Origin of the sequence: Rhodococcus yunnanensis NBRC 103083 (genome assembly GCF_001895005.1) — a bacterium.
GTDB lineage: Bacteria > Actinomycetota > Actinomycetes > Mycobacteriales > Mycobacteriaceae > Rhodococcoides > Rhodococcoides yunnanense.
Genome location: NZ_BCXH01000020.1, coordinates 60547 through 86345, shown reverse-complemented (window position 1 = coordinate 86345; position 25799 = coordinate 60547). Strand labels below are relative to the sequence as shown.

Below are 25799 nucleotides of genomic sequence, written 5' to 3'. Positions count from 1 at the left end.
GTCATGAAGCCTCGGATTCTGGTAGTCGACGACGATTCGGCACTTGCCGAAATGCTCACCATCGTCCTTCGTGGCGAAGGATTCGAGCCATTCGTGGTGGGAGACGGCACGCAGGCCCTGGCTGCGGTGCGGGAGAATCGACCCGACCTGGTTCTACTCGATTTGATGCTTCCCGGCATGAACGGCATCGACGTGTGCCGCGTGCTTCGCGCCGATTCGGGCGTTCCCATCGTGATGCTGACGGCCAAGACCGATACGGTCGACGTCGTCCTCGGTCTGGAATCCGGTGCCGACGACTACATCATGAAGCCGTTCAAACCGAAGGAACTCGTCGCGCGCGTCCGTGCGCGGCTGCGGCGGACCGAGGACGAACCCGCCGAACTGCTGTCCATCGCCGACATCGTGATCGATGTGCCTGCTCACAAGGTCAGCCGCGGTGAAGAGCTCGTCTCGCTGACCCCGCTCGAGTTCGACCTGCTGGTCGCCCTTGCACGTAAGCCCCGTCAGGTGTTCACTCGCGAGGTGTTGCTCGAACAGGTGTGGGGCTACCGTCACGCTGCCGATACTCGGCTGGTCAATGTGCACGTGCAGCGGTTGCGCGCCAAAGTGGAGAAGGATCCCGAGAACCCTGAGGTGGTGCTCACTGTGAGAGGGGTCGGCTACAAGGCCGGACCGCCGTGATCTGGTTCTCTCATTCGCGGCGGAGAATCAACGGTACGTTCTCACCGCTTCTGCGATGGTTTCGCTCACTGAGCGCATCGCTCGGACACATGTGGCGCCGATCGCTGCAGCTTCGCGTCGTCGTCTCGACGCTGACGTTGTCTCTCGTCGTGATCACCATCCTCGGGATGGTGCTGACGAGCCAGATCACCGATCGGTTGTTGGAGGCCAAGATCACCGCGGCGACCGAGGAACTCGATCGCTCTCGCACCACCGTCGAGGGGTCGCTCGCCGGTGCCGACGATTCGACGGGCCTCGACCTTCGGCTCGAACGAGCGCGCGCTCAGCTGACGAGCCGCGACATCGACGCCGGACAGACGTCCGGATCGGCAGGCACTTTCGACCCGGTGCTGATCGTCGAAGGCGACAGTGTTCGCGCCGACTCGTCCGTCGGGCCGGCGGATCAGATCCCCGAAAGCCTGCGCAATTTCGTCAGAAGCGGGCAGATCAGTTACCAGTTCGCGACGGTGTCCGATCCCGAACAGGGTGGCTACTCGGGGCCCGCACTCATCTTCGGTACTCCGACCGCATCGGACCTCGCGACGCTGGAGCTGTACCTGGTTTTTCCGCTCGGTAGCGAGGACCGCACGCTGTCGCTCGTCCGCGGCACACTACTGATCGGTGCCGTCGTTCTGCTCGTTCTGCTGGCAGCCATTTCCATGTTGGTTGCACGCCAGGTGGTACTGCCGATTCGATCGGCGTCGCGTATCGCAGTGCGGTTCGCCGACGGGCGTCTGAAGGAACGAATGCCGGTGCGAGGTGAGGACGACATGGCACGACTTGCAATGTCGTTCAACGAGATGGCCGAGAGCTTGTCGAAACAGATCACTCAACTCGAGGAATTCGGCAATTTGCAGCGCCGATTCACCTCTGATGTCAGTCACGAGCTGCGGACGCCGTTGACAACGGTGCGCATGGCAGCCGATCTCATCCACGACGCCAGTGCCGATCTCGATCCTGCATTGAAGAGATCCTCCGAACTGCTGGTCAACGAACTCGATCGGTTCGAGACTTTGCTGGGGGACCTGCTCGAGATCAGCCGGCACGACGCGGGCGTGGCGGAGCTGGCTGCCGAGCAGCTGGATCTGCGGATGTGCGCGCGAGCCGCGGTCTCGACGGTGCGGCATCTGGCGCGCGAGACCGGAACCGAAGTGATCGTCGACATGCCCGATCATGCCGTCGTCGCGGAAGTCGATCCGCGACGCGTGGAGAGGATCTTGCGAAACTTGCTGGCCAACGCTCTCGATCACGGCGAAGGAAGACCGGTGTTGATCCGGTTGCGCGCCAATTCCGACGCTGCGGCATTCGTCGTGCGTGATCAGGGCGTCGGCCTCCGACCGGGGGAAGAGAAGCTCGTGTTCAACCGATTCTGGCGCTCCGACCCGTCGCGAGTACGACGTTCGGGCGGTACCGGTCTCGGCCTCGCGATCAGTGTGGAGGACGCTCGTTTGCACGACGGCAAGCTGGAAGCGTGGGGTGCCGTGGGTGAGGGCGCCTGCTTCCGGCTCACGTTGCCACTCGTCCGTGGACACAAGGTGATCGGCAGCCCGCTGCCGTTGAAGCCGAGCACGAGGCGCTACACACAAGGCCAACCGCTCCCGGGCGCGTCGAAGGCAATGACTGCGCCGAGTTCCTCCGAGAACGGCTCGGACCCCGCTGCCCCGTCGGACCCCGCTGGCCCGTCGGACTCCGCCAGCCCATCGGATACCGCGAGCTCCTCGGACACCGAGGCGAGATCGTGATGTTGTCCAGGTCAGTGTCGGTCGCGATCTCGGCCGTTGTCCTTGCACTCGTCGTCGGATGCGCGAGTCTGCCCGAGTCGTCGACTCCGCAGGCGATCGGGTCGTTGACGGCTGCGGGCGCGGCGTCGACCACACCGCCTCCCCCCGCCGAGGGGCGCGAGCCCGACCGGTTGGTACGCGATTTCATCACTGCCAGTGCCAGTTCGGCGAATCGACACCAGGCTGCGCGTCAGTTCTTGACCAGCAGCGCGTCGAGCGGATGGGACGACGGTGCAAAGACCGTCGTGGCCGACAAGATCGATCTGTTGTACGGGCCCCGGACCGATACCGAGGCCGAATACACCTTGCGTTCGAACACGGTAGGTCTGCTCGCGCCGGGAGGCGACTATCAAGCGGGTGCGGGTACCACCGACGCGACCGTCAAGATGGTGAAGGTCGACGGTGAGTGGCGCATCGACGAGTTGCCGCCAGGAGTACTCATCGATCGTTCGCAGTTCTTCAGCGCGTATCAACGAAAGTCACTGTTCTTCGTCGACCCGCTCGGCTCGGAACTCGTCCCCGACGTTCGGTGGGTCACGGGCTCGTCCGATCAGATGGCCAATCAGCTGGTTCAGCTGTTGATCGATGGGCCGAAGTCGACCCTGGCGCCTGCGGTGACCAACGAGTTGGCCGACGACGTCGGTGTACGTGGTCCGATCACGAAGGCAGACGGGCGCACCACGCAGGTCGGCGTCGGACCGGGAGGCGTGCGCATCGACTTCGGCGGACTTCAATCGATGGATGCGAAGAATCGCGAACTTCTTGCTGCACAGGTTGTCTGGACTCTTGCGTCGGCAGAGATACCGGGCCCGTACGTTCTGCTCGCCGACGGCCAACCGTTGGACAACTCGAAACCGGACGGATGGACGACTCTGGACGTCGGTACGTTCGATCCGCTGGGAACTCCCGAGGAATCGGTCGGTTTGCACGCATTGGTCGGGGGACGCCTTGTGTCTGTCGACGCCACCGGAACCATGCCTGTGCCAGGCTATTTCGGTACTGTGACAAATTTGAGGACGGTGGCACTGTCCACCGACGGGACTTTGGTGGCGGGGGTCGCGGACACGGGAAGACCTGCCCCTGAGCCGTCGTCGACGCTGATGATCGGTGGCTACGACAGCGGGGCGTTCCCCGTGGCCGAAGGGCAGTCGATCACGCGGCCGACATGGGGCGCGGACAACAACGCGGTCTGGGCTGTCATCGACGGCGCGAACGTAATCCGGGCCGCTCGTGATCCGGCGACCGGTCAGGTGTCGGTCATGCCGGTCGACGCGGCTGCTGTCACTGCGCTCGGTTCTCGAATCACCGATCTGAGATTGTCGCGTGACGGAGTTCGCGCCGCGATGATCGTCGACGGTTTGGTCTACGTCGCGACGGTGGTCCGCCAGAGCAACGGCCTGTATTCACTGGTGTCGCCCAAGGCGGTGGCAAACGGGCTCGGAAGCGATGCGTTGGCGCTCGACTGGAGCACGGGCGATGCGATCGTGATCGTGCGCATCGCGGCCGACGTGCCCGTCGTGCAGGTCACCACCGACGGTTCGAGGCTCGACGCGTTGCCGAGTAGGAACCTGACGGCGCCCGTGCTGTCGGTCGATGCATCGCCGTCGAACGAGTACGTATCGGACTCGCGTGCGGTATTCCAGCTCGACAACAGTGATCCGGCAGGTGATCGATATTGGCGCGAAGTAGCTGGTCTGGCAGGGGTGAAGGCGACTCCGATACTCCCGGGCTGATGAATCGATCGATGTCGCACCCTCGGTGAATACTGCCGTGCATGCAGTCTCTTCTGGATCTGGTGTTGCCTCGGGAGTGCGGTGGATGCGAGGCGGCGGGAACCCTGTGGTGCGGCCGCTGCGAGGACGCGTTGCGACGGCCTCCTGTCGCGATCCGGCCGCGGTGTGATCCGGGCGTGCCGTGTTGGGCGCTCGGAACCTACTCCGGTCCTCGGCGCACAGCGGTGCTGGCGTTGAAGGAACGCAACCGCCACGATGTTGCGGCTCCTCTCGGCCGTGCTCTTGCGTATGCGATCGAACAGTTGAGGATGCTCGGCGAGATCGATCCGGTCGAGTTGGCTTCGCTCGCCTTGATTCCCGCGCCGTCGAGGAGGAGGGCCGCTCGCGCGCGCGGCGGGGACCCCGTCGAGAGGTTCAGCAGGGCCGCTGCATCCACCTTCGGTACCGAGCACGTGACGGTGTCACCGCTGCTGCGAATGGGTCGGGGTGTGCGTGATTCGGTCGGTCTCGGAGCGGCGCAACGGCAAGAGAACGTTGCGGGAAAAATCCTCGTGTCGATGCCGAAGAATACCGTTCCGTACTCGGCGACGGACGCTTCGGACACCACCGTCCTGCTCGTCGACGATGTTCTCACGACGGGTGCGACCGTGTCTGAATCGATTTGTGTGCTAAAACATTTCGGCATTCGGGTCGACGGCGTTCTGGTGGTCGCAGCGGTGTGACCTGCGCACTCCGAGGGCGCCGAGCCGACACGCGGGACACCAATATCGAGTGAACAGTGGCACACGAGCGGATGACCGACTAGCGTCGTTGGCACGCCCTTGGAAGGCGGATGCGACTTCTCTCGAGTGGAGGTGATGCGGCAGAAATTGGTGCCGAATGGTTCCCCAATCGGCATGAGCACTTGCCGCGCCGCACCGGTGGCGTGGCCGATATCGGGAGGTACGCGTGACGACCCCTTCACAAGCTTCGGTTTTCTTCGACGAGAAGCCTTCGGACGAGTCCCAGACACATGCCGACGTTGTGGTCAAAGGCCGCAACGTCGAAATTCCAGATCACTTCCGGATCTACGTATCCCAGAAACTCGCCAGGCTCGAACGTTTCGACCCCTCCATCTACCTGTTCGACGTCGAACTGCAGCACGAGCGGAACCGTCGACAGGCCAAGGCTTGTCAGCGTGTGGAGATCACTGCCAAGGGCAAAGGCCCCGTGGTCCGCGCCGAGGCATGTGCGGACAGTTTCTATGCGGCGCTCGAATCCGTGACCTCGAAGCTGGAGGCCCGTCTCCGGCGAACGAAGGACCGCCGCAAGGTCCACTACGGCGAGAAGACGCCCGTTTCCGTTGCCGAAGCCACGGCCGAGTTGGCCGAGGACGACTCGCTCGCTCTCGATCCCGAGATCAAGTTGGACACGTTCGAGGGTGAGACCACCGGACCCGGCCAGATCGTCAGGACGAAGGTGCACTCGGGTGCGCCGATGACGGTGGACGACGCTCTGTACGAGATGGAACTGGTCGGTCATGACTTCTTCCTGTTCCACGACAGCGCCAGCGATCGCCCATCGGTCGTGTATCGCAGGCACGCGTTCGACTACGGGTTGATCAGACTGGCCTGAACGGCTCCGAGAAACTCGACCCGCAGCGGGCTCGACTTGGGAGAAATCCCAGGTCGGGCCCGTTTCGGTGTGGTGGGACTTCTGCGCTGTCCATGGGAGCGCCTACCATGGACGCGTCGGGTCGACAGCCGACTCTCGCTTCGGCGTGAGCGACGCTGCGCCCTGGCTGCTGTGACGCCCTGTTTGCCGATATTCGTAACCGAGGATCGAGGACGAGAAAGCCCGTGCCTTCGCTGTCGTTTTCCAAGCTGCTCCGTGTTGGTGAAGGTCGCATGGTCAAGCGACTCAAGAACATCGCTGACCACGTGTCCACCCTGTCCCCGGACGTCGAGGGCTTGTCCGACGAGGATCTGCGGGCCAAGACCGCGGAGTTCAAGAGGCGCCACGAGGCCGGTGAGTCGCTCGACGAGCTCCTGCCCGAGGCGTTCGCCGTCGCCCGCGAGGCATCGTCGCGCGTGCTTTCACAACGCCATTTCGACGTGCAGGTGATGGGCGGCGCCGCTCTGCACTTCGGCAATGTCGCCGAGATGAAGACCGGTGAGGGCAAGACGCTGACGTGCGTGCTGCCCGCGTATCTCAATGCGATCGCCGGCAACGGCGTGCACGTCGTCACGGTCAACGACTACCTCGCGAAACGCGACTCGGAGTGGATGGGCCGCGTACACAGGTTCCTCGGTCTCGAGGTCGACGTCATCCTGTCGGGGATGACCCCGGCCGAGCGTCGCACGGCCTACGCGGCCGACATCACCTACGGAACCAACAACGAGTTCGGTTTCGACTACCTCCGCGACAACATGACTCACTCGCTCGACGATCTGGTGCAGCGCGGCCACCACTTCGCCGTCGTCGACGAGGTCGATTCGATCCTCATCGACGAGGCTCGAACACCGTTGATCATCTCGGGCCCGGCCGATGCGTCGTCCAAGTGGTACGGCGAGTTCGCTCGGATCGCGCCGCTGCTGAAACAGGACGTTCACTACGAGGTGGACATCAAGAAGCGCACGATCGGTGTGCACGAGGCAGGCGTGGAACTGGTCGAGGACCAGCTCGGTATCGACAATCTCTACGAGGCCGCGAACTCCCCGTTGGTCAACTACCTGAACAACGCGCTCAAGGCGAAAGAGCTCTACACCAAGGACAAGGACTACATCGTTCGCGACGGTGAGGTCATCATCGTCGACGAGTTCACCGGTCGGATTCTCGTCGGCCGTCGGTACAACGAGGGTATGCACCAGGCCATCGAGGCCAAGGAGAAGGTCGAGATCAAGGCCGAGAACCAGACTCTCGCCACGATCACACTGCAGAACTACTTCCGCTTGTACGACAAGCTGTCCGGCATGACCGGTACCGCACAGACCGAAGCGGCCGAGCTGCACCAGACCTACGGGCTCGGAGTCATCCCGATTCCGACGAATCGTCCGATGGTGCGCGTCGACAACGGCGACTTGATCTACAAGACCGAGGAAGCCAAGTTCGACGCAGTGGTCTCCGATGTCGTCGAGCGTCACGAGAAGGGACAGCCGGTTCTGATCGGAACGACGAGCGTCGAGCGTTCGGAGTACCTGTCCAAGCAGTTCACCAAGCGTGGTGTCGTGCACAGTGTTCTGAACGCGAAGTTCCACGAGCAGGAAGCGACCATCGTCGCAGAGGCGGGTCGGCTCGGTGCCGTCACGGTTGCCACCAACATGGCCGGACGTGGTACCGACGTCGTCCTCGGCGGAAACCCGGACATCATCACCGACGTCCAGCTGCGCAAGCAGGGCCTCGACCCGGTAGAAGCACCGGACGAATACCAGGCGGCATGGGATTCGGCACTGGAGGACGTCAAGAGCCAGGTCAAGGCCGATGCCGAGACCGTTCGTGAGGCCGGGGGACTGTACGTTCTCGGAACCGAGCGGCACGATTCCCGGCGCATCGACAATCAGCTGCGCGGACGCTCCGGCCGTCAGGGCGACCCAGGCGAGTCGCGTTTCTACCTGTCTCTGGGAGACGAGTTGATGCGGAGGTTCAACGGCGGCGCGCTCGAATCGATCATGACGCGCCTCAACCTGCCCGACGACGTTCCGATCGAGGCGAAGATGGTTTCCAAGGCCATCAAGAGCGCGCAGACCCAGGTCGAGCAGCAGAACTTCGAGATCCGCAAGAATGTCCTCAAGTACGACGAGGTCATGAATCAGCAGCGCACCGTCATCTACGAGGAGCGTCGCCGAATCCTCGAAGGCGCCGACATGGAAGGCCAGGTCGAAGGCATGATCACCGATGTGATCACGGCCTACGTCACCGGCGCCACATCCGACGGTTACGTCGAGGACTGGGATCTGGAGCAGCTGTGGACAGCGCTGAAGACTCTGTACCCGGTGAGCCTGGATCACAAGGAACTCTCTCAGGAGAACGAACTGGGCGAGAAGGGTGATCTGAGCCGCGAAGAGCTGCTCGAAGCCTTGCTGGCCGACGCTCGTGCCGCGTACGCGACCCGTGAGACGGACATCGAGGCGATCGCAGGCGAGAACGGCATGCGTGAGCTCGAACGTCGGGTGCTGTTGTCGGTCCTCGACCGCAAGTGGCGCGAGCATCTCTACGAGATGGACTACCTGAAGGAAGGCATCGGACTGCGTGCGATGGCCCAGCGTGACCCGCTGGTCGAGTACCAGCGCGAGGGCTACGACATGTTCCAGGGGATGTTGGAAGGGCTCAAGGAAGAGTCCGTCGGGTTCCTGTTCAACCTTCAAGTGGAGGCCACTCCAGCGCCGGCGGGTCCGGCAGTGGGTGCAGGATTGGCCGTCGCGCCTGGTCTGGCGTCGCCGGTCGGTTCGGGTGCAGCAGCACCGGCCGTGTCGACCACGAAGTCGCAGGCTCCGAGTTCACAGTCTTCGAAGTCGCAGGCTCCGAAGCCGCTGCCGACACAGGAGCGGCCGGCGCAGCCCGTCGGCAATGGGACCGCGGTTCCGAGCGCCCTTCGCGCGAAGGGACTCGACGAGCGCCCGAGCGAGCGACTGACCTACTCGGGACCGGACGAGGACGGAAAGGCCGAAGTCCGCCGTTCGGGTGGTTCTGCGGCGGCAGCGAACAGCGGTGCCGAAGGTACGAGGCGTGCGCGACGTGAGGCTGCACGGACGCAGTCCAAGTCGCCCAAGTCGGGGCGGTCGAAGAAGAAGCGCTGACCTCTCACAACACTTTCAGGGACGTGATCGTCCATCTCTTCTGTCGCAGCCCGGATCGATATTCGATTCGGGCTGCGATCGCGAATACGCGCTGTCCGCGGGTATAGGTGGCGAACACCTCGGTCGCCGAGTTCGTGGCGCGGGTGGCGTGCAACCGTCGAAGCGAAGCACCGCCGAGTCGACGTCCCGGTGGTCCGGTCTTGACGAGAGTCCTGACGTATTCGACGACGGTCGGTGCACACGTTGTGGTCAGGTGCCGCGCAATTCTTCGTCCGTCCAATACCTCCAACAACAGGCGAAGCGATTGGTCCGCGGCGCGCAGGATGTCCTCCGAGACATCGGATCTCGTGTACGGACCAATTCCCCGAGGCGTGGTCGGCGTGTTCGGATGACTGCCGAGACTTCGAGGAAAAGGACGAGCCCGACCGGACGATGCTGCGGCTGATCGGACGCCGTGGGCCCGAAGGTCGAGTCGGCACGGTGGACCTGCTGCGCTGCATTCCTGGCCTGGTGCAGGTTCGGAAGGTCGAGCCCGGGTGAGGAACATGTGTCGTGAATCGGGCATCGGCTCTCCGCTTCCGTCGTATCCAGTTCGAGTGCCGTGTTTTTCGTTCCCCGAACGGTGTTTGTCCTGTTGTCGATTAAGACGGATGTCGCGCGTCCACGGTTCCATGCCGTGGCGCGCCGTCGTGAAGAATGGCTGTAGCGTTCGGCTTCCTCTAAGTTCGAGGAAACGGATCGCTTCATCAATCGAGCGCGGTGCGCGTGCGCAAGCAAGAACGGGGACCGGGATACGCCATGGCGACAAGGCTGACCACGCAGGACGCGTCGTTCTATTTTCTCGAAGCGAGCAGCACACCGATGCATCTCGGTTCGTTGGCGATCTTTCGTACACCGCGAGCGGGCTTCAGCTACGAGAACCTGCTCTCGCTCGTGGAGCAGAGGCTGGTCCTGGTGCCTCGCTACCGGCAGAAAGTTCGTGAAGTCGCATTCGGCCTCGCGAGGCCGGTCTGGGTCGACGACGCCGACTTCGACATCACGTATCACATCAGACGATCCGCGCTGCCGAAGCCTGGATCCGACGACCAGCTACACGATCTCGTCGCGCGGTTGACGTCGCGACCTCTGGATCGAAGTCGACCGCTGTGGGAGATGTATCTGGTCGAAGGATTGTCGAAGAATCGCTTTGCCATATTCACCAAGTCCCATTCGGCACTGGTCGACGGCGAGAAGGCTCTCGAGATCGGGCAGGTGATCCTCGACGCGAGCAAGAGTCCGCCGCCGATGGCCGAGGAACTCTGGATGCCTGCCACCGAGCCGAAGGAGTCGGCGCTGGTGTTCGATGCGATCACCGAGATGATCGTGCGGCCCAGCGAGGGAATCCTGGTGGTCAAGGGCGCCGCCCGAGGGTTGGCAGGGGTGGCTCACGAGGCGGTGCAGGCCACGGGCAAGGTGTTGTCCGCGGTGCGCACCGCGGCCCAGGTTGCGCCGTCCAGCCCGTTGAATGCCCCGATCTCGCGCAATCGTCGGTTCGCGGTGGCGAAGACCGAACTGGCCGACTACCGCAAGATCCACACCCGGTTCGGTTGTTCCATCAACGATGTCGTGCTGGCCGTCGTGACGGGCGCGCTGCGAAACTGGTTGCTCTCGCGCGGTGAACCGGTGACGGCATCGTCGACGGTCAGAGCGATGGTGCCCATGTCGGTCTACGTCTCGGCCGAGCGTGCCGGGTACGACGAATACACGGACAGGCTCAGCGGTGAACACGAGTCCGACAGTTCACCGCGAAGCGAGATCTCGTCGTTCCTGGTGGATCTGCCGGTGGGTGAGCCGAATGCCGTCGTTCGGTTGTCGCACATCGCGCACGCGACCGAGGCGCACGCGAAGCAGTCACCGGGTGTGACGGCACACACCCTGATGCGGATTTCGAGTTTCGCGCCCGCGAGCTTGCACGCGATGGGTGCCAGGGCCGGAAGTCGGTTGTCGCAGCGACTGTTCAATCTGATCATCACCAATGCCCCGGGGCCGCAGTTCCCGCTGTACGTCGGTGGCGCCCGGATGCTGGAGATGTTCCCGGTCTCACCCCTGTTCGAAAATCAGGCGCTGAGTATCGGGCTGACGTCGTACGACGGAAACGTCTACTTCGGGCTGAACGCCGATCGAGGCGCCATGCCCGACGTGGATGTCGTGACGGCTCTGCTGTTGGAGTCTCTCGAAGAGCTGATCGATGCAAGCAACGAGTCGAGAGTGTGAGGGAAGAACACGTGAGGGTTTATGTGCCGGCCACGGTGGCGATGCTGCGAACACTGGTTGCCGACGGTGAGTTTCATCCGGTGAGCCGGACTGCCTTCGCGGTGACCCCTACGCTGCGTGAGTCGTACTCGTCCGGCGACGACGAGGAACTCGCCGAGGTCGCGATGAACGAAGCAGCCCGAGCGTCGCTCCGTCTGATCGCCGCCGGTCTGGAAGACGAGAAGGACGGCGGTGTCGTCGACGGTGGCGTCGTCCATCGGCGCGCGGTGATCGCTGCGGACGTCGACGATCCGAAGCTACGTCCCGATCTCGACGACGCCGTAGTACGGCTGAAGGAGCCGCTTCTGTTGTCGCAGGTCGCATCGATTCATGTCGACCTCGAAGCGGCGGAAACCGCAGTGGAGAAGGCGATCGCGGTGATCGACGCGGCGGACATGGGGGACCCGGACGCAGAATTCGTGCTCGGCGACGCCGAAGACCATATCCTTGCGTGGTACGCGACACAGGAACTGCCGTTCCTGCTCGAGTTTCTGTGACACCTGCGGGCTACCTCGCGGTAACCTACGGTAGCGTAACCTGGACGAATGCGGCGCGGATGGTGCGTTCCGCGCCGGGCCCAGTCGATACGACCGTAGGCAGGACCCGATCGTTGTCTCGAGCGAGGAGATGAAGTTTCCGATGGATCTCAAGAAGTGGCTGGAGGCTCCGGCCGCGGACGTTTCGGCACCGAAACGACCGAAGCTCAACATGCTTCGTGGCGCGTTCACCAGGATCACCACGCCCCTGCTACCCGACGACTACCTGCACCTCGCGAATCCGCTGTGGTCGGCGCGTGAACTTCGTGGTCGCGTGGTCGAGGTCAAGAAGGAAACGGCGACCGCGGTCACCCTCGTCATTCAGCCGGGATGGGGATTCAACTTCGACTACCAGCCGGGCCAGTACATCGGGATCGGGCTGCATCTCGGTGGGCGCTGGCATTGGCGGTCGTATTCGCTGACATCCCCGCCCAATTGGGACGAGAAGTTGATCTCCATCACCGTCAAGGCGATGCCGGAGGGCTTCTTGTCCAGCCACCTCGTCGGGGGAGTGCCGCAGGGAACGATCGTTCGACTCGCTGCGCCCAAAGGCAATTTCGCGCTCCCGACGCCGCCGCCGGAGAAGATTCTGTTCCTCACCGCAGGCAGTGGAATCACGCCCATAATCTCGATGCTCAGAGCGTTGGATCGGCACGGCGACATGCCGAACACCGTGCACATCCATTCCGCGCCCACCGAGGACGAGGTGATGTTCGCCGACGAGCTGTCGCGAATCGCTGATGGTCATCCTCAGTTCGAGTCGCACATCCAATTGACTCGATCGGACGGAAAATTCGCGTTGGCCTCGCTCGACGAGTTGTATCCGGACTGGCGAACACGACAGACATGGGCTTGTGGGCCGTCCGCGCTGCTCGAAGAGATCGAGAAAGTGTGGAAGAGCGAAGGCATCGAGGACAAGCTGCACCTCGAGCGTTTCGAGATCTCCCGTGCGGACACATCCGGCAAGGGCGGGACGGTGACGTTCTCGAAGTCGGATCGGTCCGCCGCGATCGACGGCGCGACGAGCCTGCTCGAGGCCGGTGAGAACCTCGGCGTCCAGATGCCGTTCGGATGCCGTATGGGCATCTGTCAGACGTGCGTCGTCCCGCTGACTGCCGGACATGTCATCGATCTCCGATCAGGCAAGGAGCACGGCGAGGGCGACCGGATTCAGACCTGCATCTCGGCCGCCGCGGGCGATTGCACTCTGGAGCTGTAGAGCCGTGGACCGTGCGTGAGCACACACGGTCTTCTCAGCAAGTTCGGTTAGGCTTGCAGTGGCGTATGTCGCGAACAAGCATCTCGGGCACCGCCCATGACTCTGGAGGACCACGATGGCCATCACGGACATCAAGGAGTTTGCACACCTCACCGAAGCAGATATGGAAGCCTTCGGTCGCGAACTCGACGCGGTACGCCGCGACATAGAGGACAGTCGTGGCGAAAAAGACGCAGCGTACATTCGGCGGACCATAAAACTTCAGCGCTGTTTGGAGCTCGGCGGTCGAATCGTGTTGTTGGGCAGCAAGTATCGGCCGGCGTGGCTGGCGGGTACGGCGATGCTGAGCGTCGCCAAGATCATCGAGAACATGGAGCTCGGGCACAATGTGATGCACGGGCAGTGGGACTGGATGAACGACCCGGAGATCCACTCCGTCTCGTGGGAGTGGGACCAGACGGGTCCTTCCGAGCAGTGGAAGCGCGCACACAACTACTCGCATCACACCTACACCAACATCGTCGGCATGGACGACGACATCGGCTTCGGCATCCTGCGCATGACGCGGGACGAGCCGTGGAAGCCGTTGAACCTCCTCCAGCCGCTGGCCAATGTCGTCCTGGCCACCACCTTCGAGTGGGGAATCGCGCTGCACGATCTCGAGTCGCAGAAGGAGTTGGACGGAGAGCACGTCACCCGGTTCTGGCAGTCGCCGTCGAACCGGGCCTTCGCACGCAAGATCGCCAGGCAGGTCGGCAAGGACTTCGTGCTGTTCCCCGCGCTGACGGGGCCCGCATGGAAAAGCACGCTGACCGCGAACGCGACGGCCAATCTGGTGCGCAATCTGTGGGCCTATGCGGTGATTTTCTGCGGCCATTTCCCCGACGGTGCCGAGAAGTTCACGATGGGCCAGTTCGAGAGCGAGACTCGTGCCGAGTGGTACCTGCGTCAGATGCTGGGTAGTGCCAACTTCGACGCAGGCAAGATCATGGCGTTCATGAGCGGAAATCTCTGCTATCAGATCGAGCACCACATGTTCCCCGACCTGCCGAGCAACCGGTACGAGGAGATCTCCGAGCGCGTGCACGCACTGTGCGAGAAATACGACCTTCCGTACACCACGGGCTCACTCGGTAAGCAGTACCTGCTCGCGCTGCGGACGATCCACAAGCTGTCACTGCCCGATCAGTGGCTACGGGCGACGTCGGACAATGCTCCCGAGACCAGTTCGGAGCGCCGTTTCCGCACCGGGGAGACTCCTGTGGTCCACGCGCTTCGCATCGACCCGTTGACGGGCAAACGGCGTGGGTTGAGGTCGGCCATAGCCGAAGCGCGTGTCACCCTGCAACATGCGAAGAAGGAAGCGAAGAGGCAGGCGAAGGCTCTCCGTCATGCGCAGCGGTCCGAGTCGGACAGGTGAGACTCCACCCGCGCGTGACTTCCCTCACTCCTACCGTACCGTAACCTACGGAGCCGTAAGTTACGGTACGGTAGTCGGCAGACATGCACAGTGTGCATACTCTACGACTGCCAGGAGGGCCGTAACCCGTGGCGATTTCGGATATCAAAGAATACGCACACCTCACCGACGCGGACGTCGAAGCGCTCGGTGTCGAGCTCGATGCCATCAGGCGTGATATCGAGGCTTCTCGCGGCGAGCGCGACGCGCGCTACGTCCGCAACACGATCAGACTTCAGCGCTCGCTCGAGATCGGCGGCCGCGCAGTTCTTTTCGCCAGCCGCAAGCGTCCGGCATGGCTGCTCGGAACCGGCATGTTGGGTGCCGCGAAGATCATCGAGAACATGGAGCTCGGGCACAATGTGATGCACGGGCAGTGGGACTGGATGAACGACCCGGAAATTCACTCGACGTCGTGGGAGTGGGACAACACCGGTCCGTCCGCGCACTGGAAGCAGACCCACAACTACATCCATCACAAGTACACCAACGTTCTCGGCATGGACGACGACGTGGGCTACGGCCTGCTTCGGGTGACCCGCGACCAGCGATGGAAGCCGTTCAACATCGGCAACCCGGTCTACAACCTGCTGCTGCAGCTGTTCTTCGAGTACGGCGTCGCCGCACAGCACCTCGAACTCGGGAAGGTCGCCAAGGGGCGCATCCCGCGCGAGGAGTTCGTGCAGAAGCGCCGCGAGGTCCTCGAGAAGATCGGCAAGCAGGTCGCGAAGGACTACGTCGTCTACCCGGCGCTCACCGGCCCGGCGTGGAAGAGCACGCTGACCGCGAACCTGGTGGCGAACATGATTCGCAACGTGTGGACCAACACGGTCATCTTCTGCGGTCATTTCCCGGACGGCGCCGAGAAGTTCACCAAGGCCGATCTCGACGGCGAGACCCAGGGCCAGTGGTACCTGCGTCAGATGCTCGGAAGCGCCAACTTCGAGGCCGGCCCGGTCATGGAGTTCATGAGCGGCAACCTCTGCTACCAGATCGAACATCACCTGTTCCCGGATCTGCCCAGTAATCGGCTGCGCGAGATCAAGGTTCGTGTCCTCGAACTCGCGGAGAAGTACGACCTTCCGTACACGACGGGATCGATCGGCAAGCAGTACCTGCTGTCGTGGCGCACCATCGCCAAGTTGTCGCTGCCGAACAAGTACCTCTCGGCAACCGCCGACGACGCTCCCGAGACCGCGTCGGAGAAGAAGTTCGCCGGAGCAACAGGTGGCCTGCTGACGGTCGACCCCGACACGGGCAAGCGTCGCGGACTACGCACTGCAATTGCAGAGTCGAAGAAGCGCAAGGGAATTCGCGGGCTGATCGCCAAGATCGGCAAGTAGACCCGACCGAGCATCGAACGACGCCTGGTGGCCTGCGAGGGCTACCAGGCGTCGTTCGTGCGTACTGCCTGCAACAGTTCGCGGACCGCGTGAACGCGCCGAGCGGCATCACCGGTCAGAGTGTCGAGCGCGCATTCCGGATCGGCAGGCGGGCCAAGATGGCTACATCCACGAGGGCAGTCCTCGATGGTCTCGGCGAGGTCGGAGAAGGCTGCGACGACGTTCTGCGGTGAGATGTGCGCCAAGCCGAACGACCTGATGCCCGGTGTGTCGATGACCCATCCTCCGCCCGCCAACGGAAGTGCAACCGACTGCGTGGAGGTGTGACGCCCCTTGCCGACTCCCGAGACGATGCCGGTGGCGCGGTGCGCGTCGGGCACCAATCTGTTGACGAGAGTGGACTTTCCGACTCCGGAGTGGCCGATCAACGCAGTGAGCTTGGTTCCGAGGATCTGGGTCAGTTCGCTCAGGTCCTCGCTCTGCCCCGCGAGTACGACCGGCACGTCCAGATCAGCGAACGACGCGGAGAACTCGGCCGGATCGGCCAGGTCGCTCTTGGTGAGACACAGAATCGGAGTCAGCCCACCGACGTAGGCGGCGACCAGGGCACGTTCGACGAAACCCGTCCGCGGGGGAGGATCGGCCAGTGCGGCCACGATGAGCAGCTGTTCGGCATTGGCGACGACGACACGCTCGTACGGATCGGTGTCGTCGGCGGTCCTGCGCAGCACGGTGCGACGCTCGCCGACGCGGACGATCCTGGCCAGGGTGTCGATCTTTCCGGACAGGTCGCCGACTATGTCGACGTCGTCGCCCACGACGATGGGGGTGCGGCCGAGCTCGCGCGCACGCATCGTCACGACGGGTCGGTCGGGGTCACCGCCGAGCACACACCCCCACCGGCCGCGGTCGACCGAGACCACCATGCCCGTCTCGGCATCGGCGTGCTCCGGTCGCGTCTTCGTTCGAGGCCGTGAACTCTTCCCCGGTCGAATCCGTACGTCCGATTCGTCGTATCGGCGCGGCGTCAGGACGAGATCCTCTGCGCGATCATGTCGTCCCACATCCGTTCGAATCCAGGGAGCGTCTTGGAGGTCGTGCCGATGTCGTCGACCTCCACGTTGTCGACCACCAGACCGAGTATCGCTCCCGCAGTGGCCATTCGGTGATCCGCGTATGCGTGCCACAGGCCGCCGTGCAGGGGCGCGGGTTCGATGTGCAGGCCGTCGTCGAATTCCACTGCGGTACCGCCGAGGCGGCCGATCTCGGTCGTCAACGCCGCCAGTCGGTCGGTCTCGTGGCCTCGGAGGTGCGCGATACCCCGCAGCCAGGAAGGCCCATCGGCCAGCGCGGCGAGGGCGGCGACCGTCGGAGTGAGTTCTCCGACGTCGTGGAGGTCGATGTCGATCCCGCGAAGAGTCTCGGGTCCGCGGACGACAAGAGTTCCAGCAGTCAATTCGACGTCGGCACCCATCGACGACAGAATGCCTCGAATCGCGTCACCGGGCTGTGTCGTCGACGTCGGCCAGTTCGGTACGCGAACTTCGCCTCGGGTGACGGCTGCGGCCGCCAGGAACGGGGTGGCATTGGACAGATCCGGTTCGACGACCCAGTCGACGCCACCGACCGGCCCCGGATGGACCCGCCAGGTGTCGGCGTCTCCGCTGTCCTGAGGAGTTTCGACGCGTACGCCTGCTCGCCGGAGCATCTCGACGGTCATGTCGATGTGCGGCATCGATGGAACGGGCTTGCCGACGTGGTGAACGATGAGGCCGTCGTCGAATGCGGCCGCCGACAGCATCAGGCCGGAGACGAACTGGGAGGATCCCGACGCGTCGATCTCGACGGACCCGCCCTTCACGCTCCCGTTGCCCGTGACGGTGAACGGGAGGGCGTTGCCGTCCACTCGCGCGCCGATAGCGCGCAAGGCTCCGAGGATGGTGTCCAGGGGCCTGGAACGCGCTTGTGCGTCGCCGTCGAAGGACACCGTCCCCACCGCGAGTGCCGCGAGCGGAGGTACGAAGCGCATGACGGTACCTGCGAGCCCACAATCGACCTCGGCGCCGTGCAGCGCCGCCGGAATCACCGTCACCGACGTCGGGTCGGCCGGGTCGATCTCGATACCGACTCCGAGGTCGACGAGTGCCCCGATCATCAGGTCGGTGTCGCGGCTGCGCAGTGTTCCCGTCACGGTCGACGGTCCTGTGGCGAGGGACGCGATGATCAACGCTCGATTGGTGATGGACTTCGATCCGGGCAGTGTGACCCTCGCGCGAACGGGCTCTGATGTCTTCGGCGCTGTCCAGATGCTCACCGGCTCATCTTTGCGCATCGACGTTCACTCTGTTGCCACGGGAGCGGTGATCGCTCCGGTCAAACGAACCAGATCGCGTGGATCGAGTTCGATTTCGAGTCCACGTCGTCCTCCGCTGCACAGAATTCGATCCCAACGAAGGGCGGATTCGTCGACGACGGTGGCTACCGCGCGTTTCTGTCCGAGCGGTGAGATGCCGCCGAACACGTACCCACTCGACCGCTCTGCCTCACTTTGTTCGGCCATCGTGACCTTGCGGGTCCCGAGCGCTGACGCCGCCGCTTTGAGCGACAACGTCGCGGTGACCGGCACTACCGCCACGGCCAGTCCTCCCTCGGACTTCTTGACCACGAGAGTCTTGAAGATCTGGTCTCGTTCCACGCCGAGTCGCTCCGACATGATGTCCGCTGCTTCGGTCCCGAACGAGCGCGCACGGGAATCGTGATCGTAGGTGTGCACGAGATGATCGACCCCGCCTCGGGTGAGGGCGGCGATCGCTGGTGTCGATGCTGCGGGCATGCAGGTCATCGTATCGAGGTCGATGCCGTCTGGAACTGCATGAGCGCACGGCGGGAACACCGAACGCCATCGCGGTGTTGACGACACAGGAGCATTCGAAGTGGAAGGAAGGGATCTGCGTGGCTGTATCGACTACAGAGCGTGAAGTACGGGCTGCGACGAGCAGCAGCGCGATCTATGTGAAAGACCTGACGGGGCCCGCGGTAACCTGGTCGAACGTGGCTACCGAAGGGATCAGCGTGGAGGAAGTCGAGCGCACAGCTCAGGCGGCAGCTGAATCGGAGACCGAACTGACCGAGCGTTTCGAGCGCGATGCGCTCCCGATGCTCGATCAGCTCTACGGCGCGGCTCTACGGATGACGAGAAATCCGGCCGACGCCGAGGACCTGGTGCAGGAAACCTTCATCAAGGCGTATTCCGCCTTCCGTTCGTTCCGTGAGGGAACGAACCTCAAAGCATGGCTCTACAGAATTCTGACCAACACCTACATCAATTCGTATCGGAAGAAGCAGCGTCAGCCTGCCCAGTATCCGACCGACGAGATCACCGATTGGCAGTTGGCGGCGACCGCCGAACACACCTCGACGGGTCTTCGTTCGGCAGAGGTCGAGGCACTCGACGGCCTGCCCGACGACGATATCAAGGCAGCACTCCAATCGCTGCCCGAGGAGTTTCGGATGGCGGTGTACTACGCCGATGTCGAGGGATTTCCCTACAAGGAGATCGCCGAGATCATGGGTACACCGATCGGCACCGTGATGTCGCGACTGCACCGCGGTCGCAAGCAGCTGAGGGGCTTGCTGGCAGGCGTGGCCCGTGAACGTGGATTCAATCGCAACGGCGCGGTGGACGTGCACGAGCAGGAGGTTTCGCAGTGACATCGAATGCGGCGGGTTCTTCCGACGCCGGCAGCAGCGAGTTCGAGAAGCTCGATTGCTCGGCCGTGATAGCGGACGTGTGGTTGATGTTGGACAACGAATGCGACGAGGGATCGCGGCAGCGTCTTCAGCGCCACATCGACGAGTGCGGGTCGTGCTTCGTAGCGTACGGAATCGAGGAGAAGGTCAAGAGTCTCATCGGTCGTAAATGTGGTGGTGATCAGGCACCGCAGGGGTTGCGCGAGCGCCTGAGCATCGAGATCCGACGGACCGTGCTGATCAAGCAGGCCGAAGCCGAGTAATACCCCTTCACATGAAAAGGCCGGAAAGCGTGAGCTTTCCGGCCTTTTCGATGGTCACGATCGTACGTCAGCTGTTCGGACGCTTGCCGTGGTTTGCCTTGTTGCCCTTACGGCTGCGCTTCTTACGTCCACGCTTACCCATGTGTAGCTCCTCTCGTGTGTTCACTACAGTCTTCCACGTGTGATTGGCTGTGCTTCTACGGGTGCCGGATGCGGCGGGCGTGGCAGCGCTGTGGAGTGCGAAGAACCGAGAGGAAATGTCATGGCCGAGGACGTGCGAGCGGAAATGGTGTCGACCGTCTTTCAGATCGTCGTATCCGAAGGCGACTCGGTCGCCTTCGGAGACACTCTCGTGATCCTGGAATCGATGAAGATGGAGATCCCCGTTCTCGCGGAGATCGCCGGCACCGTCACCAAGATCGACGTCGAGGTCGGTGACGTCATCCAGCAGGGGGACCTCATCGCCGTCGTGTCCTGATTCACTGACGCACCGTGTCCACACTGAGCGATCTCCTCGCCGAGCACACCGACCTGCCAGGGGACGCTGTCGATCACCTGCAACGAGTGGTGGGGGAATGGCAGCTGCTCGCCGACCTGTCCTTCGCCGACCTGCTGCTGTGGGTGGGCACCGACGATGTGCAGGACAGTCCGGGCGCTCAGGTCCTGTGTGTAGCACAATGCAGGCCGACGACGGCGTCGACGGCCTTCACCGAGGACATGGTGGGCGCGGTCGTGTCGGAGTCTCAGCACCCGACGGTCATCGACTCCCTGATCAGCCGTGAGATCGTCCCGGGCGAAGTTCCAGGAAGCGAGAGCGTCCCGGTTCGATGCGGTGATCACGTGATCGCTGTTCTCACCCGCGACTCCGACCCTGCGCAGCAGCGTCCGCCGAGCGCTCTGGAGATCGCCTACCGAGAGTGTGCCGACGATCTGTGCAGAATGATCAGCGAGGGCACGTTCCCGACGCCGATCGAGCGCACCGACGTCAACTCTTCGCCGCGTGCGGGGGACGGCTTCATCCGTCTCGACACCGAGGGCAGGGTCGTCTATGCGAGCCCGAATGCATTGTCCGCGTACCACCGGATGGGGTTGACCACGGAGTTGTCCGGTCGAGACCTCGCATCGGTGACGAGGTCGCTGATCACCGACCCGTTCGATTCGCAGGATGCGGCCGACCACATCAGAGCGTCGCTGACCGAGAGCATCGGGCATCGGATGGAAGTCGACGCGCGTGGCGCCACCGTCTTGATCAGAACTCTGTCGCTTCGCCCGCACAACCGGTCGGTCGGAGCGGTGGTTCTCGTCCGCGACGTCACCGAGGTCAAGCGCAGGGACCGTGCACTGCTGAGCAAGGACGCGACGATTCGCGAGATTCATCACCGCGTGAAGAACAACCTGCAGACCGTTGCTGCTCTTCTCCGACTGCAGTCCCGCCGATTGGAGAACGAGGAAGCGCGAGTTGCGTTGTCCGAGTCCGTGCGTCGCGTCACGTCGATCGCGGTGGTGCACGAGATGCTGTCGATGTCGGTCGACGAGGAGGTCGACCTCGACGAGATCTTCGATCGTCTCGTTCCCATCATGCTCGACGTGGCGACGGTCAATCCTCGGGTTCGTGTGAAGCGCGCAGGCAAACTCGGTGTGTTCTCCGCCGAGCGCGCGACGCCGTTGGTGATGGTCCTGGCCGAATTGGTCCAGAACGCAATGGAACACGGCTTCGAGTCGGGTGTTGCCGGAGCAGTGGTCATCACCGCCGACAGGTCGGCCAGGTGGCTCGACGTCGTCATCCACGACGACGGACGAGGGCTGCCGCCCGGCTTCTCGTTGGAGAAGTCGGAGGGCCTCGGGCTCCAGATCGTCCGCACCCTGGTGTCGGTCGAACTCAACGGATCACTCGGGTTGCATCCGGCCCCCGGCGGCGGGACCGACGCGTCGCTTCGTGTTCCACTGGGCAGGCGTTCTCGAAGCTGATGCTTCGTCAGGGTTCGCCGACTGAAAAAGCCCGGCTCCTCGCGGAGCCGGGCTCTTTCGCTGTACTTGGGTGCTTCTGCTGTGCTGGTTCTCGGATGTGTGATCCGAGCGTCGCTTTCCGTTCTAGACGGAACTGCGCGCACGTGTGCGTGCATTACGCCGCTTCAGCGCGCGACGCTCGTCTTCGCTCATTCCGCCCCACACGCCTGCGTCCTGGCCGGACTCGAGTGCCCAGGAGAGGCACTCGGCGGTGACTGGGCATCGCGTGCAGACGACCTTGGCATCGGCGATCTGCGCGAGTGCCGGTCCACTGTTTCCCACGGGGAAAAATAGTTCCGGGTCTTCGTCGCGACAAATTGCCTTGTGGCGCCAGTCCATCCTCTGCTCCTTACCGGGCGCCGCAGCGCCGTTAGTTTCACTGTCGTTCACTCGTGCGTGTCGAATGTTTCCGCACTGTTGCTTGTGAATGCTTTCACGAACGGAGGGGAAGTCAAGAGATCACCGCGTGACCGTGGTCAAGCTCACTCTGTTAGGCTGACTTAAGCCTCCTGCGCTCCTTTGTACCCTTCCCGAGGCGTTCTCGCTCGGATTTTCCCAGCAAGAAGGCCCCGGCGACGCTCGATGCGGCGTCTGGGCACACAACCCTACGGAGCCGTAACTGCCCGATCGGGTAGGTATCAGGACGGTCTCGGCGCAACTACCTCCAGCGCCGCAGGAGTGGCGAAGAATACCGCTTCGGTGCGCTCGCCCAGATAGTCGCCGTCCATCTGCAGCCCGATCGGTTCGCTCGAGGTGATGCGAATGCGTGGCACGTCGTCGACCCGAAAGAGCTTACGAGAGTTGGGCTGCGAGCTCGGGGACAGAAGTTGCCGAGACACGTTGAGGCTGGGGACGACCTTGGTCGTCGCCATCGCGAACACGCCGAGCCCGGAGTCGAACGAGGTGCCGGGGTTGGTGTGCACCGGCCGTTCGTTGAGGTAGGTCCACGGACTCGAGTTCGAAACGAAGGCGTAATGGATCCCCGTTACCGGATCGTGATCCGGTATCTCGACGGTCAACAACGGATCGTGCCGCTTCCTGCGAAAGAACTCGCGAACGGAGGCCCGCACGTATCGACTCGCAGAGACCGGTCGGCCGTCCTTGCGGCTCGCATCGATAGCGCGGCACACGTCCGCGTCCAGACCGAGGCCGGCGTTGAATGTGAACCAGCGGTTGTCGCAGTGGCCGAGTCCGATCGTGCGTCGTGACCGTGACGACAGCAGGTCGATCAATTGATTCGTTGCCGCTACCGGATCGGCAGCGATTCCCAACGACCGGGCGAAAACGTTGGCGCTTCCGCCGGGTACGACGGCGAGCGGCGGTATCGCACCGATGGTCACCGACTTCATCGACGTCGGCAGTGGATCACCCAGCATGCCGTTGATGACCTCGTTGACCGTGCCGTCGCCGCCGTGGACGATCACCAGGCCCATCCCGTCTTCACGGGCCTGACGTGCCAGTTCTGCGGCGTGGTCACGGTGCGTCGTATGCGCCACGGTCACTCGGACTCGACTCGACAGCGCGTGCGCCAGGAGATCCCTGGCCGCAGGAGTTGTCGACGTCGCATTGGGATTGACGATCAGGAGCGCACGCACGGGGTATGAGCCTATCCGGTCGTTCCGCGTGTTCTAGGCTGACCTGGTGTCAACGTCCCCGCTGCCCCAGGTGCCGCCTGTCACGTTCAGATCGGCCGGAGCTCACGTCGCAGTCGAAGGGATCGCAGCACTCGTCGCAGCGGTAGTCCTCGTGGTGCGCGCATTCGGGGGTTCGGAACAGAGCGCAGCCAACGGGTACGGCACCGCTGGATGGTTCGCAGTGGTCGGCGGAGCCGTTCTCGCGGCAGGTGTCGCGCTCGTCGCGGGTAAGCGATGGGGGCGAGCGATCGCGCTCGTGGTGCAGCTGTTGCTGCTTCCGGTCGTGTGGTCCTTGCTGACGGACTCGCATCAGCCGTTGTACGGGGTGATCCTCGGCGCTGGTGTCATCGCCATCCTGGTCCTGCTCTTCAGCCCGCCGTCGTCCCGCTGGATGGCGGCGGAGTACGCGTCGAGCGAGGACGACTCTCTCTGACGGTCGCAGTCGGGCTTCTCGCTACCGGTCGGTTCGTGCGGCCAGCGACGTGAGCGCCTCGCCGGTCAGACGAAAAGTAGTCCACTCGTCCTGCGCGACGGCTCCGAGAGATTCGTAGAATCCGATCGACGGTGTGTTCCAGTTCAGTACCCACCAGCTCAGGCGGGTGTATCCGTTGTCGACACATTCGGCTGCGAGAGCCGCCAACAATGCCGTGCCGAGGCCGGATCCGCGATACGCGGGCTGGACGAACAGGTCCTCGAGGTAGACACCGTTGACGCCGTCCCACGTGGAGAAGTTCAAGAACCTGAAAGCGCAATAGAGACTGCTAAATTGAACCCATGCGAGCGATTATCTACACGCGAGTCTCTGCTGACCAGGCTGGGAATCAGCGATCTGTAACCGAGCAGGAGAAGGAATGCCGTGCCGTCTGCGAGCGGAACGGTTGGAAGGTAGCTCAGGTGCTCACCGACAACGACATCGGTGCATCGCGACATTCGCGCAAGGATCGGCCAGCGTACAACACGCTCGACGCAGTGTTGAATCCCGGCGATGTCCTCGTCACGTGGGAGGCATCGCGAGCGCAGCGTGACCTTAGGGCGTATGTAGACCTGCGTGACTTGTGCGCTAAGCGGGGCGTGTTGTGGTCGTACTCGGGGCGGACCTACGACTTGACGGAAGGAGGCGACCGATTCGGCACAGGTCTCGATGCCTTGCTTGCCGAACGTGAGGCCGAGCAGATCCGGGAGCGCGTACTACGAGCGATGAAAGCCAACAAAGAAGCTGGTAGGCCTCACGGGCGAACCCCGTATGGCTACAAGGCCGAGCGGAACGACGCGGGTGACTTGCAATCGTGGGTCATTCGCCAGGACCAGGCCGACGTAATTCGAGGCGTGGTCGACCGAGTGCTCAGTGGGGAATCCATGCGCTCGGTGTGCCGTGATCTGGACAGTCGCGGTGTGCCGACCCCTGGTGGAAGGCAGGAGAAGCCTGGGGGCGAGGAAGACCGTCGTGGGTTGTGGAACTCCAGCACGCTGCGTCGGCTCATTTTGAATCCGACCCTCGCGGGGAAGCGCGTTCACGCGGGGAAGGTGGTGGGGGATGGCACGTGGGCACCGATAATCTCGGAAGGCACGCACTACCGCCTGGTGGCGTTGCTCACGGACGAATCGAGACTGACTCACAGGGGAACTAGGCCGGCTTCCCTGCTCTCTGGCATTGCGCTCTGCGGCGTATGCGGGGCGCGCCTGGCGAGTAAACGATCGAGGCGCGAGTCGTATTATTCGTGCCCGGTCCGGCACTGCGTTGCGCGAACCGTGAGACTGGTCGACCCGTACGTCGAGAGTGTTCTAATCCAGTGGTTAGAGGGTGTGGACGTGCTCACGTTCGCGGTCGAAGACGACCCCGACGCGCAGAACGCGGTGCAGGAACTGGCGGAGCTGCGGGCAAGGCTGGATGAGTTCGCGGACGCCGCTGCGGACGGGCAAATGTCGCCGGATGCTCTCGGGAAGGTCGAGGCGAAGCTGAACAAGAAGATCGCTGCCGTCGAGGAGCGATTGAGTAAGCGCCCCGTAGCTGCGGCTGTTACGGATGTCGCAGGACCGGACGCCGAAAAGCATTGGGCCGGTTTGGAAATAGAGCGTAAACGCCAGGTGGTTCACGAATTGATGGATGTGCGAATCGACCCTGCGACTTCCGGTCCGGGGGTTAAACCGGAGGCAATACGGATTGTCTGGCGGTTCGCGGCGAAGAGGTAGCAGCACCGCTTTGAATATAACGAAATAATAACAAAATATGACTATTTCTCGCGTTGCATTGACGCAACCGAATATCTGTGTATTGCCAGGTAGAGGG

Annotated in this window: 24 protein-coding genes and 1 pseudogene; 17 read left to right on the top strand and 8 right to left on the bottom strand. The window is 63.2% G+C overall.

From position 1 onward, the window contains the following. The first annotated feature begins 3 nt into the window (after positions 1 to 3). From mtrA to secA, 6 genes are all read left to right on the top strand, one after another. Positions 4 to 681, top strand: a complete 678-nt coding sequence (mtrA, locus tag RY1_RS24835) for an MtrAB system response regulator MtrA (protein WP_072806710.1) — start codon at positions 4 to 6, stop codon at positions 679 to 681. Continuing rightward, complete coding sequence (mtrB, locus tag RY1_RS24830) at positions 678 to 2462, top strand: MtrAB system histidine kinase MtrB (protein ID WP_072806709.1); 1785 nt, start codon at positions 678 to 680, stop codon at positions 2460 to 2462. The genes mtrA and mtrB overlap by 4 nt, the downstream gene beginning before the upstream one ends. Then, positions 2462 to 4234, top strand: coding sequence for an MtrAB system accessory lipoprotein LpqB (lpqB, locus tag RY1_RS24825; protein ID WP_072806750.1), 1773 nt, complete (start codon positions 2462 to 2464; stop codon positions 4232 to 4234). Before mtrB ends, lpqB begins: the two co-directional genes overlap by 1 nt. A gap of 41 nt (positions 4235 to 4275) precedes the next feature. Next, complete coding sequence (locus RY1_RS24820; RefSeq protein ID WP_072806708.1) at positions 4276 to 4956, top strand: ComF family protein; 681 nt, start codon at positions 4276 to 4278, stop codon at positions 4954 to 4956. 226 nt (positions 4957 to 5182) lie between these two features. Continuing rightward, on the top strand, positions 5183 to 5848 hold the full coding sequence (hpf, locus tag RY1_RS24815; RefSeq protein ID WP_072806707.1) for a ribosome hibernation-promoting factor, HPF/YfiA family: 666 nt from the start codon (positions 5183 to 5185) through the stop codon (positions 5846 to 5848). A 224-nt stretch (positions 5849 to 6072) separates the two neighbouring features. Next, complete coding sequence (gene secA / locus RY1_RS24810) at positions 6073 to 9009, top strand: preprotein translocase subunit SecA (RefSeq protein ID WP_072806706.1); 2937 nt, start codon at positions 6073 to 6075, stop codon at positions 9007 to 9009. Between the two features lie 4 nt (positions 9010 to 9013). Here secA and RY1_RS24805 read toward each other — a convergent pair whose 3' ends face one another. Then, positions 9014 to 9574: an Rv3235 family protein gene (locus RY1_RS24805; protein ID WP_072806705.1), complete on the bottom strand. Its 561-nt coding sequence runs from the start codon at positions 9572 to 9574 to the stop codon at positions 9014 to 9016. A 233-nt stretch (positions 9575 to 9807) separates the two neighbouring features. Here RY1_RS24805 and RY1_RS24800 point away from each other — a divergent pair, with 233 nt between their 5' ends. The 5 genes from RY1_RS24800 (at position 9808) to RY1_RS24780 (ending at position 15858) form a co-directional block, all read left to right on the top strand. Then, positions 9808 to 11262: a WS/DGAT/MGAT family O-acyltransferase gene (locus tag RY1_RS24800; protein WP_072806749.1), complete on the top strand. Its 1455-nt coding sequence runs from the start codon at positions 9808 to 9810 to the stop codon at positions 11260 to 11262. Between the two features lie 11 nt (positions 11263 to 11273). Then, a complete protein-coding gene (locus RY1_RS24795) occupies positions 11274 to 11798 on the top strand; it encodes a DUF6912 family protein (protein WP_072806748.1) in 525 nt (174 codons plus the stop codon). Positions 11799 to 11940: 142 nt separating this feature from the next. After that, positions 11941 to 13056: a ferredoxin reductase gene (locus RY1_RS24790; protein ID WP_072806747.1), complete on the top strand. Its 1116-nt coding sequence runs from the start codon at positions 11941 to 11943 to the stop codon at positions 13054 to 13056. Positions 13057 to 13171: 115 nt separating this feature from the next. Continuing rightward, positions 13172 to 14476: a fatty acid desaturase family protein gene (locus RY1_RS24785; RefSeq protein ID WP_072806704.1), complete on the top strand. Its 1305-nt coding sequence runs from the start codon at positions 13172 to 13174 to the stop codon at positions 14474 to 14476. A gap of 128 nt (positions 14477 to 14604) precedes the next feature. Further along, entirely contained in the window at positions 14605 to 15858 is a 1254-nt protein-coding gene (locus RY1_RS24780; protein ID WP_072806703.1) for a fatty acid desaturase family protein, read from the top strand. A 41-nt stretch (positions 15859 to 15899) separates the two neighbouring features. Here RY1_RS24780 and rsgA read toward each other — a convergent pair whose 3' ends face one another. From rsgA to ybaK, 3 genes are read right to left on the bottom strand one after another with little or no spacing between them, the layout of a single operon-like run. Further along, on the bottom strand, positions 15900 to 16922 hold the full coding sequence (gene rsgA / locus RY1_RS24775) for a ribosome small subunit-dependent GTPase A (protein WP_245819932.1): 1023 nt from the start codon (positions 16920 to 16922) through the stop codon (positions 15900 to 15902). Next, the gene (gene aroA, locus RY1_RS24770) at positions 16886 to 18190 is read right to left on the bottom strand and encodes a 3-phosphoshikimate 1-carboxyvinyltransferase (protein ID WP_072806702.1); all 1305 of its coding nucleotides are present in this window, start codon (positions 18188 to 18190) and stop codon (positions 16886 to 16888) included. Before aroA ends, rsgA begins: the two co-directional genes overlap by 37 nt. A 6-nt stretch (positions 18191 to 18196) precedes the next feature. Beyond that, positions 18197 to 18691 carry a Cys-tRNA(Pro) deacylase gene (ybaK, locus tag RY1_RS24765; RefSeq protein WP_072806745.1) on the bottom strand — a complete coding sequence of 165 codons (495 nt, stop codon included), beginning with the start codon at positions 18689 to 18691 and terminating at the stop codon, positions 18197 to 18199. 218 nt (positions 18692 to 18909) lie between these two features. Between ybaK and RY1_RS24760 the strand changes: the two genes are divergently transcribed. After that, complete coding sequence (locus RY1_RS24760) at positions 18910 to 19569, top strand: sigma-70 family RNA polymerase sigma factor (RefSeq protein WP_072806701.1); 660 nt, start codon at positions 18910 to 18912, stop codon at positions 19567 to 19569. Further along, complete coding sequence (gene rsrA / locus RY1_RS24755; RefSeq protein ID WP_072806700.1) at positions 19566 to 19871, top strand: mycothiol system anti-sigma-R factor; 306 nt, start codon at positions 19566 to 19568, stop codon at positions 19869 to 19871. Before RY1_RS24760 ends, rsrA begins: the two co-directional genes overlap by 4 nt. Before the next feature lie 67 nt (positions 19872 to 19938). On the opposite strand, the gene RY1_RS31080 is transcribed toward rsrA, so the two are convergent. Further along, on the bottom strand, positions 19939 to 20013 hold the full coding sequence (locus RY1_RS31080) for a 50S ribosomal protein bL37 (RefSeq protein WP_115967926.1): 75 nt from the start codon (positions 20011 to 20013) through the stop codon (positions 19939 to 19941). Between the two features lie 120 nt (positions 20014 to 20133). Between RY1_RS31080 and RY1_RS24750 the strand changes: the two genes are divergently transcribed. Both RY1_RS24750 and RY1_RS24745 read left to right on the top strand, forming a co-directional pair. After that, positions 20134 to 20349, top strand: a complete 216-nt coding sequence (locus RY1_RS24750; RefSeq protein ID WP_072806699.1) for a biotin/lipoyl-binding carrier protein — start codon at positions 20134 to 20136, stop codon at positions 20347 to 20349. 14 nt (positions 20350 to 20363) lie between these two features. After that, entirely contained in the window at positions 20364 to 21839 is a 1476-nt protein-coding gene (locus RY1_RS24745) for a sensor histidine kinase (RefSeq protein WP_072806698.1), read from the top strand. 123 nt (positions 21840 to 21962) lie between these two features. On the opposite strand, the gene RY1_RS24740 is transcribed toward RY1_RS24745, so the two are convergent. Further along, a complete protein-coding gene (locus tag RY1_RS24740; RefSeq protein WP_026347946.1) occupies positions 21963 to 22217 on the bottom strand; it encodes a WhiB family transcriptional regulator in 255 nt (84 codons plus the stop codon). Positions 22218 to 22516: 299 nt separating this feature from the next. Beyond that, positions 22517 to 23473 carry a diacylglycerol/lipid kinase family protein gene (locus RY1_RS24735; RefSeq protein ID WP_072806697.1) on the bottom strand — a complete coding sequence of 319 codons (957 nt, stop codon included), beginning with the start codon at positions 23471 to 23473 and terminating at the stop codon, positions 22517 to 22519. 46 nt (positions 23474 to 23519) lie between these two features. Between RY1_RS24735 and RY1_RS24730 the strand changes: the two genes are divergently transcribed. After that, on the top strand, positions 23520 to 23945 hold the full coding sequence (locus RY1_RS24730; protein WP_072806696.1) for a hypothetical protein: 426 nt from the start codon (positions 23520 to 23522) through the stop codon (positions 23943 to 23945). Positions 23946 to 23966: 21 nt separating this feature from the next. Here the strand turns inward: RY1_RS24730 and RY1_RS24725 are convergent. Next, positions 23967 to 24260 (bottom strand): annotated as a pseudogene (locus RY1_RS24725) (GNAT family N-acetyltransferase); the annotation flags it as partial. Between the two features lie 26 nt (positions 24261 to 24286). Between RY1_RS24725 and RY1_RS24720 the strand changes: the two are divergent. Further along, positions 24287 to 25702, top strand: coding sequence for a recombinase family protein (locus RY1_RS24720; protein WP_072806695.1), 1416 nt, complete (start codon positions 24287 to 24289; stop codon positions 25700 to 25702). The last annotated feature ends 97 nt before the right edge of the window (positions 25703 to 25799 follow it).

Excerpts from the sequence above, each read along its gene's own strand:
- mtrA (WP_072806710.1), top strand. The coding sequence starts at position 4 with ATGAAGCCTCGGATTCTGGTAGTCGACGACGATTCGGCACTTGCCGAA.
- lpqB (WP_072806750.1), top strand. The coding sequence starts at position 2,462 with ATGTTGTCCAGGTCAGTGTCGGTCGCGATCTCGGCCGTTGTCCTTGCA.
- RY1_RS24820 (WP_072806708.1), top strand. The coding sequence starts at position 4,276 with ATGCAGTCTCTTCTGGATCTGGTGTTGCCTCGGGAGTGCGGTGGATGC.
- RY1_RS24805 (WP_072806705.1), bottom strand. The coding sequence starts at position 9,574 with ATGCCCGATTCACGACACATGTTCCTCACCCGGGCTCGACCTTCCGAA.
- RY1_RS24800 (WP_072806749.1), top strand. The coding sequence starts at position 9,808 with ATGGCGACAAGGCTGACCACGCAGGACGCGTCGTTCTATTTTCTCGAA.
- RY1_RS24790 (WP_072806747.1), top strand. The coding sequence starts at position 11,941 with ATGGATCTCAAGAAGTGGCTGGAGGCTCCGGCCGCGGACGTTTCGGCA.
- RY1_RS24785 (WP_072806704.1), top strand. The coding sequence starts at position 13,172 with ATGGCCATCACGGACATCAAGGAGTTTGCACACCTCACCGAAGCAGAT.
- aroA (WP_072806702.1), bottom strand. The coding sequence starts at position 18,190 with ATGCGCAAAGATGAGCCGGTGAGCATCTGGACAGCGCCGAAGACATCA.
- ybaK (WP_072806745.1), bottom strand. The coding sequence starts at position 18,691 with ATGCCCGCAGCATCGACACCAGCGATCGCCGCCCTCACCCGAGGCGGG.
- RY1_RS24750 (WP_072806699.1), top strand. The coding sequence starts at position 20,134 with ATGGCCGAGGACGTGCGAGCGGAAATGGTGTCGACCGTCTTTCAGATC.
- RY1_RS24740 (WP_026347946.1), bottom strand. The coding sequence starts at position 22,217 with ATGGACTGGCGCCACAAGGCAATTTGTCGCGACGAAGACCCGGAACTA.
- RY1_RS24720 (WP_072806695.1), top strand. The coding sequence starts at position 24,287 with ATGCGAGCGATTATCTACACGCGAGTCTCTGCTGACCAGGCTGGGAAT.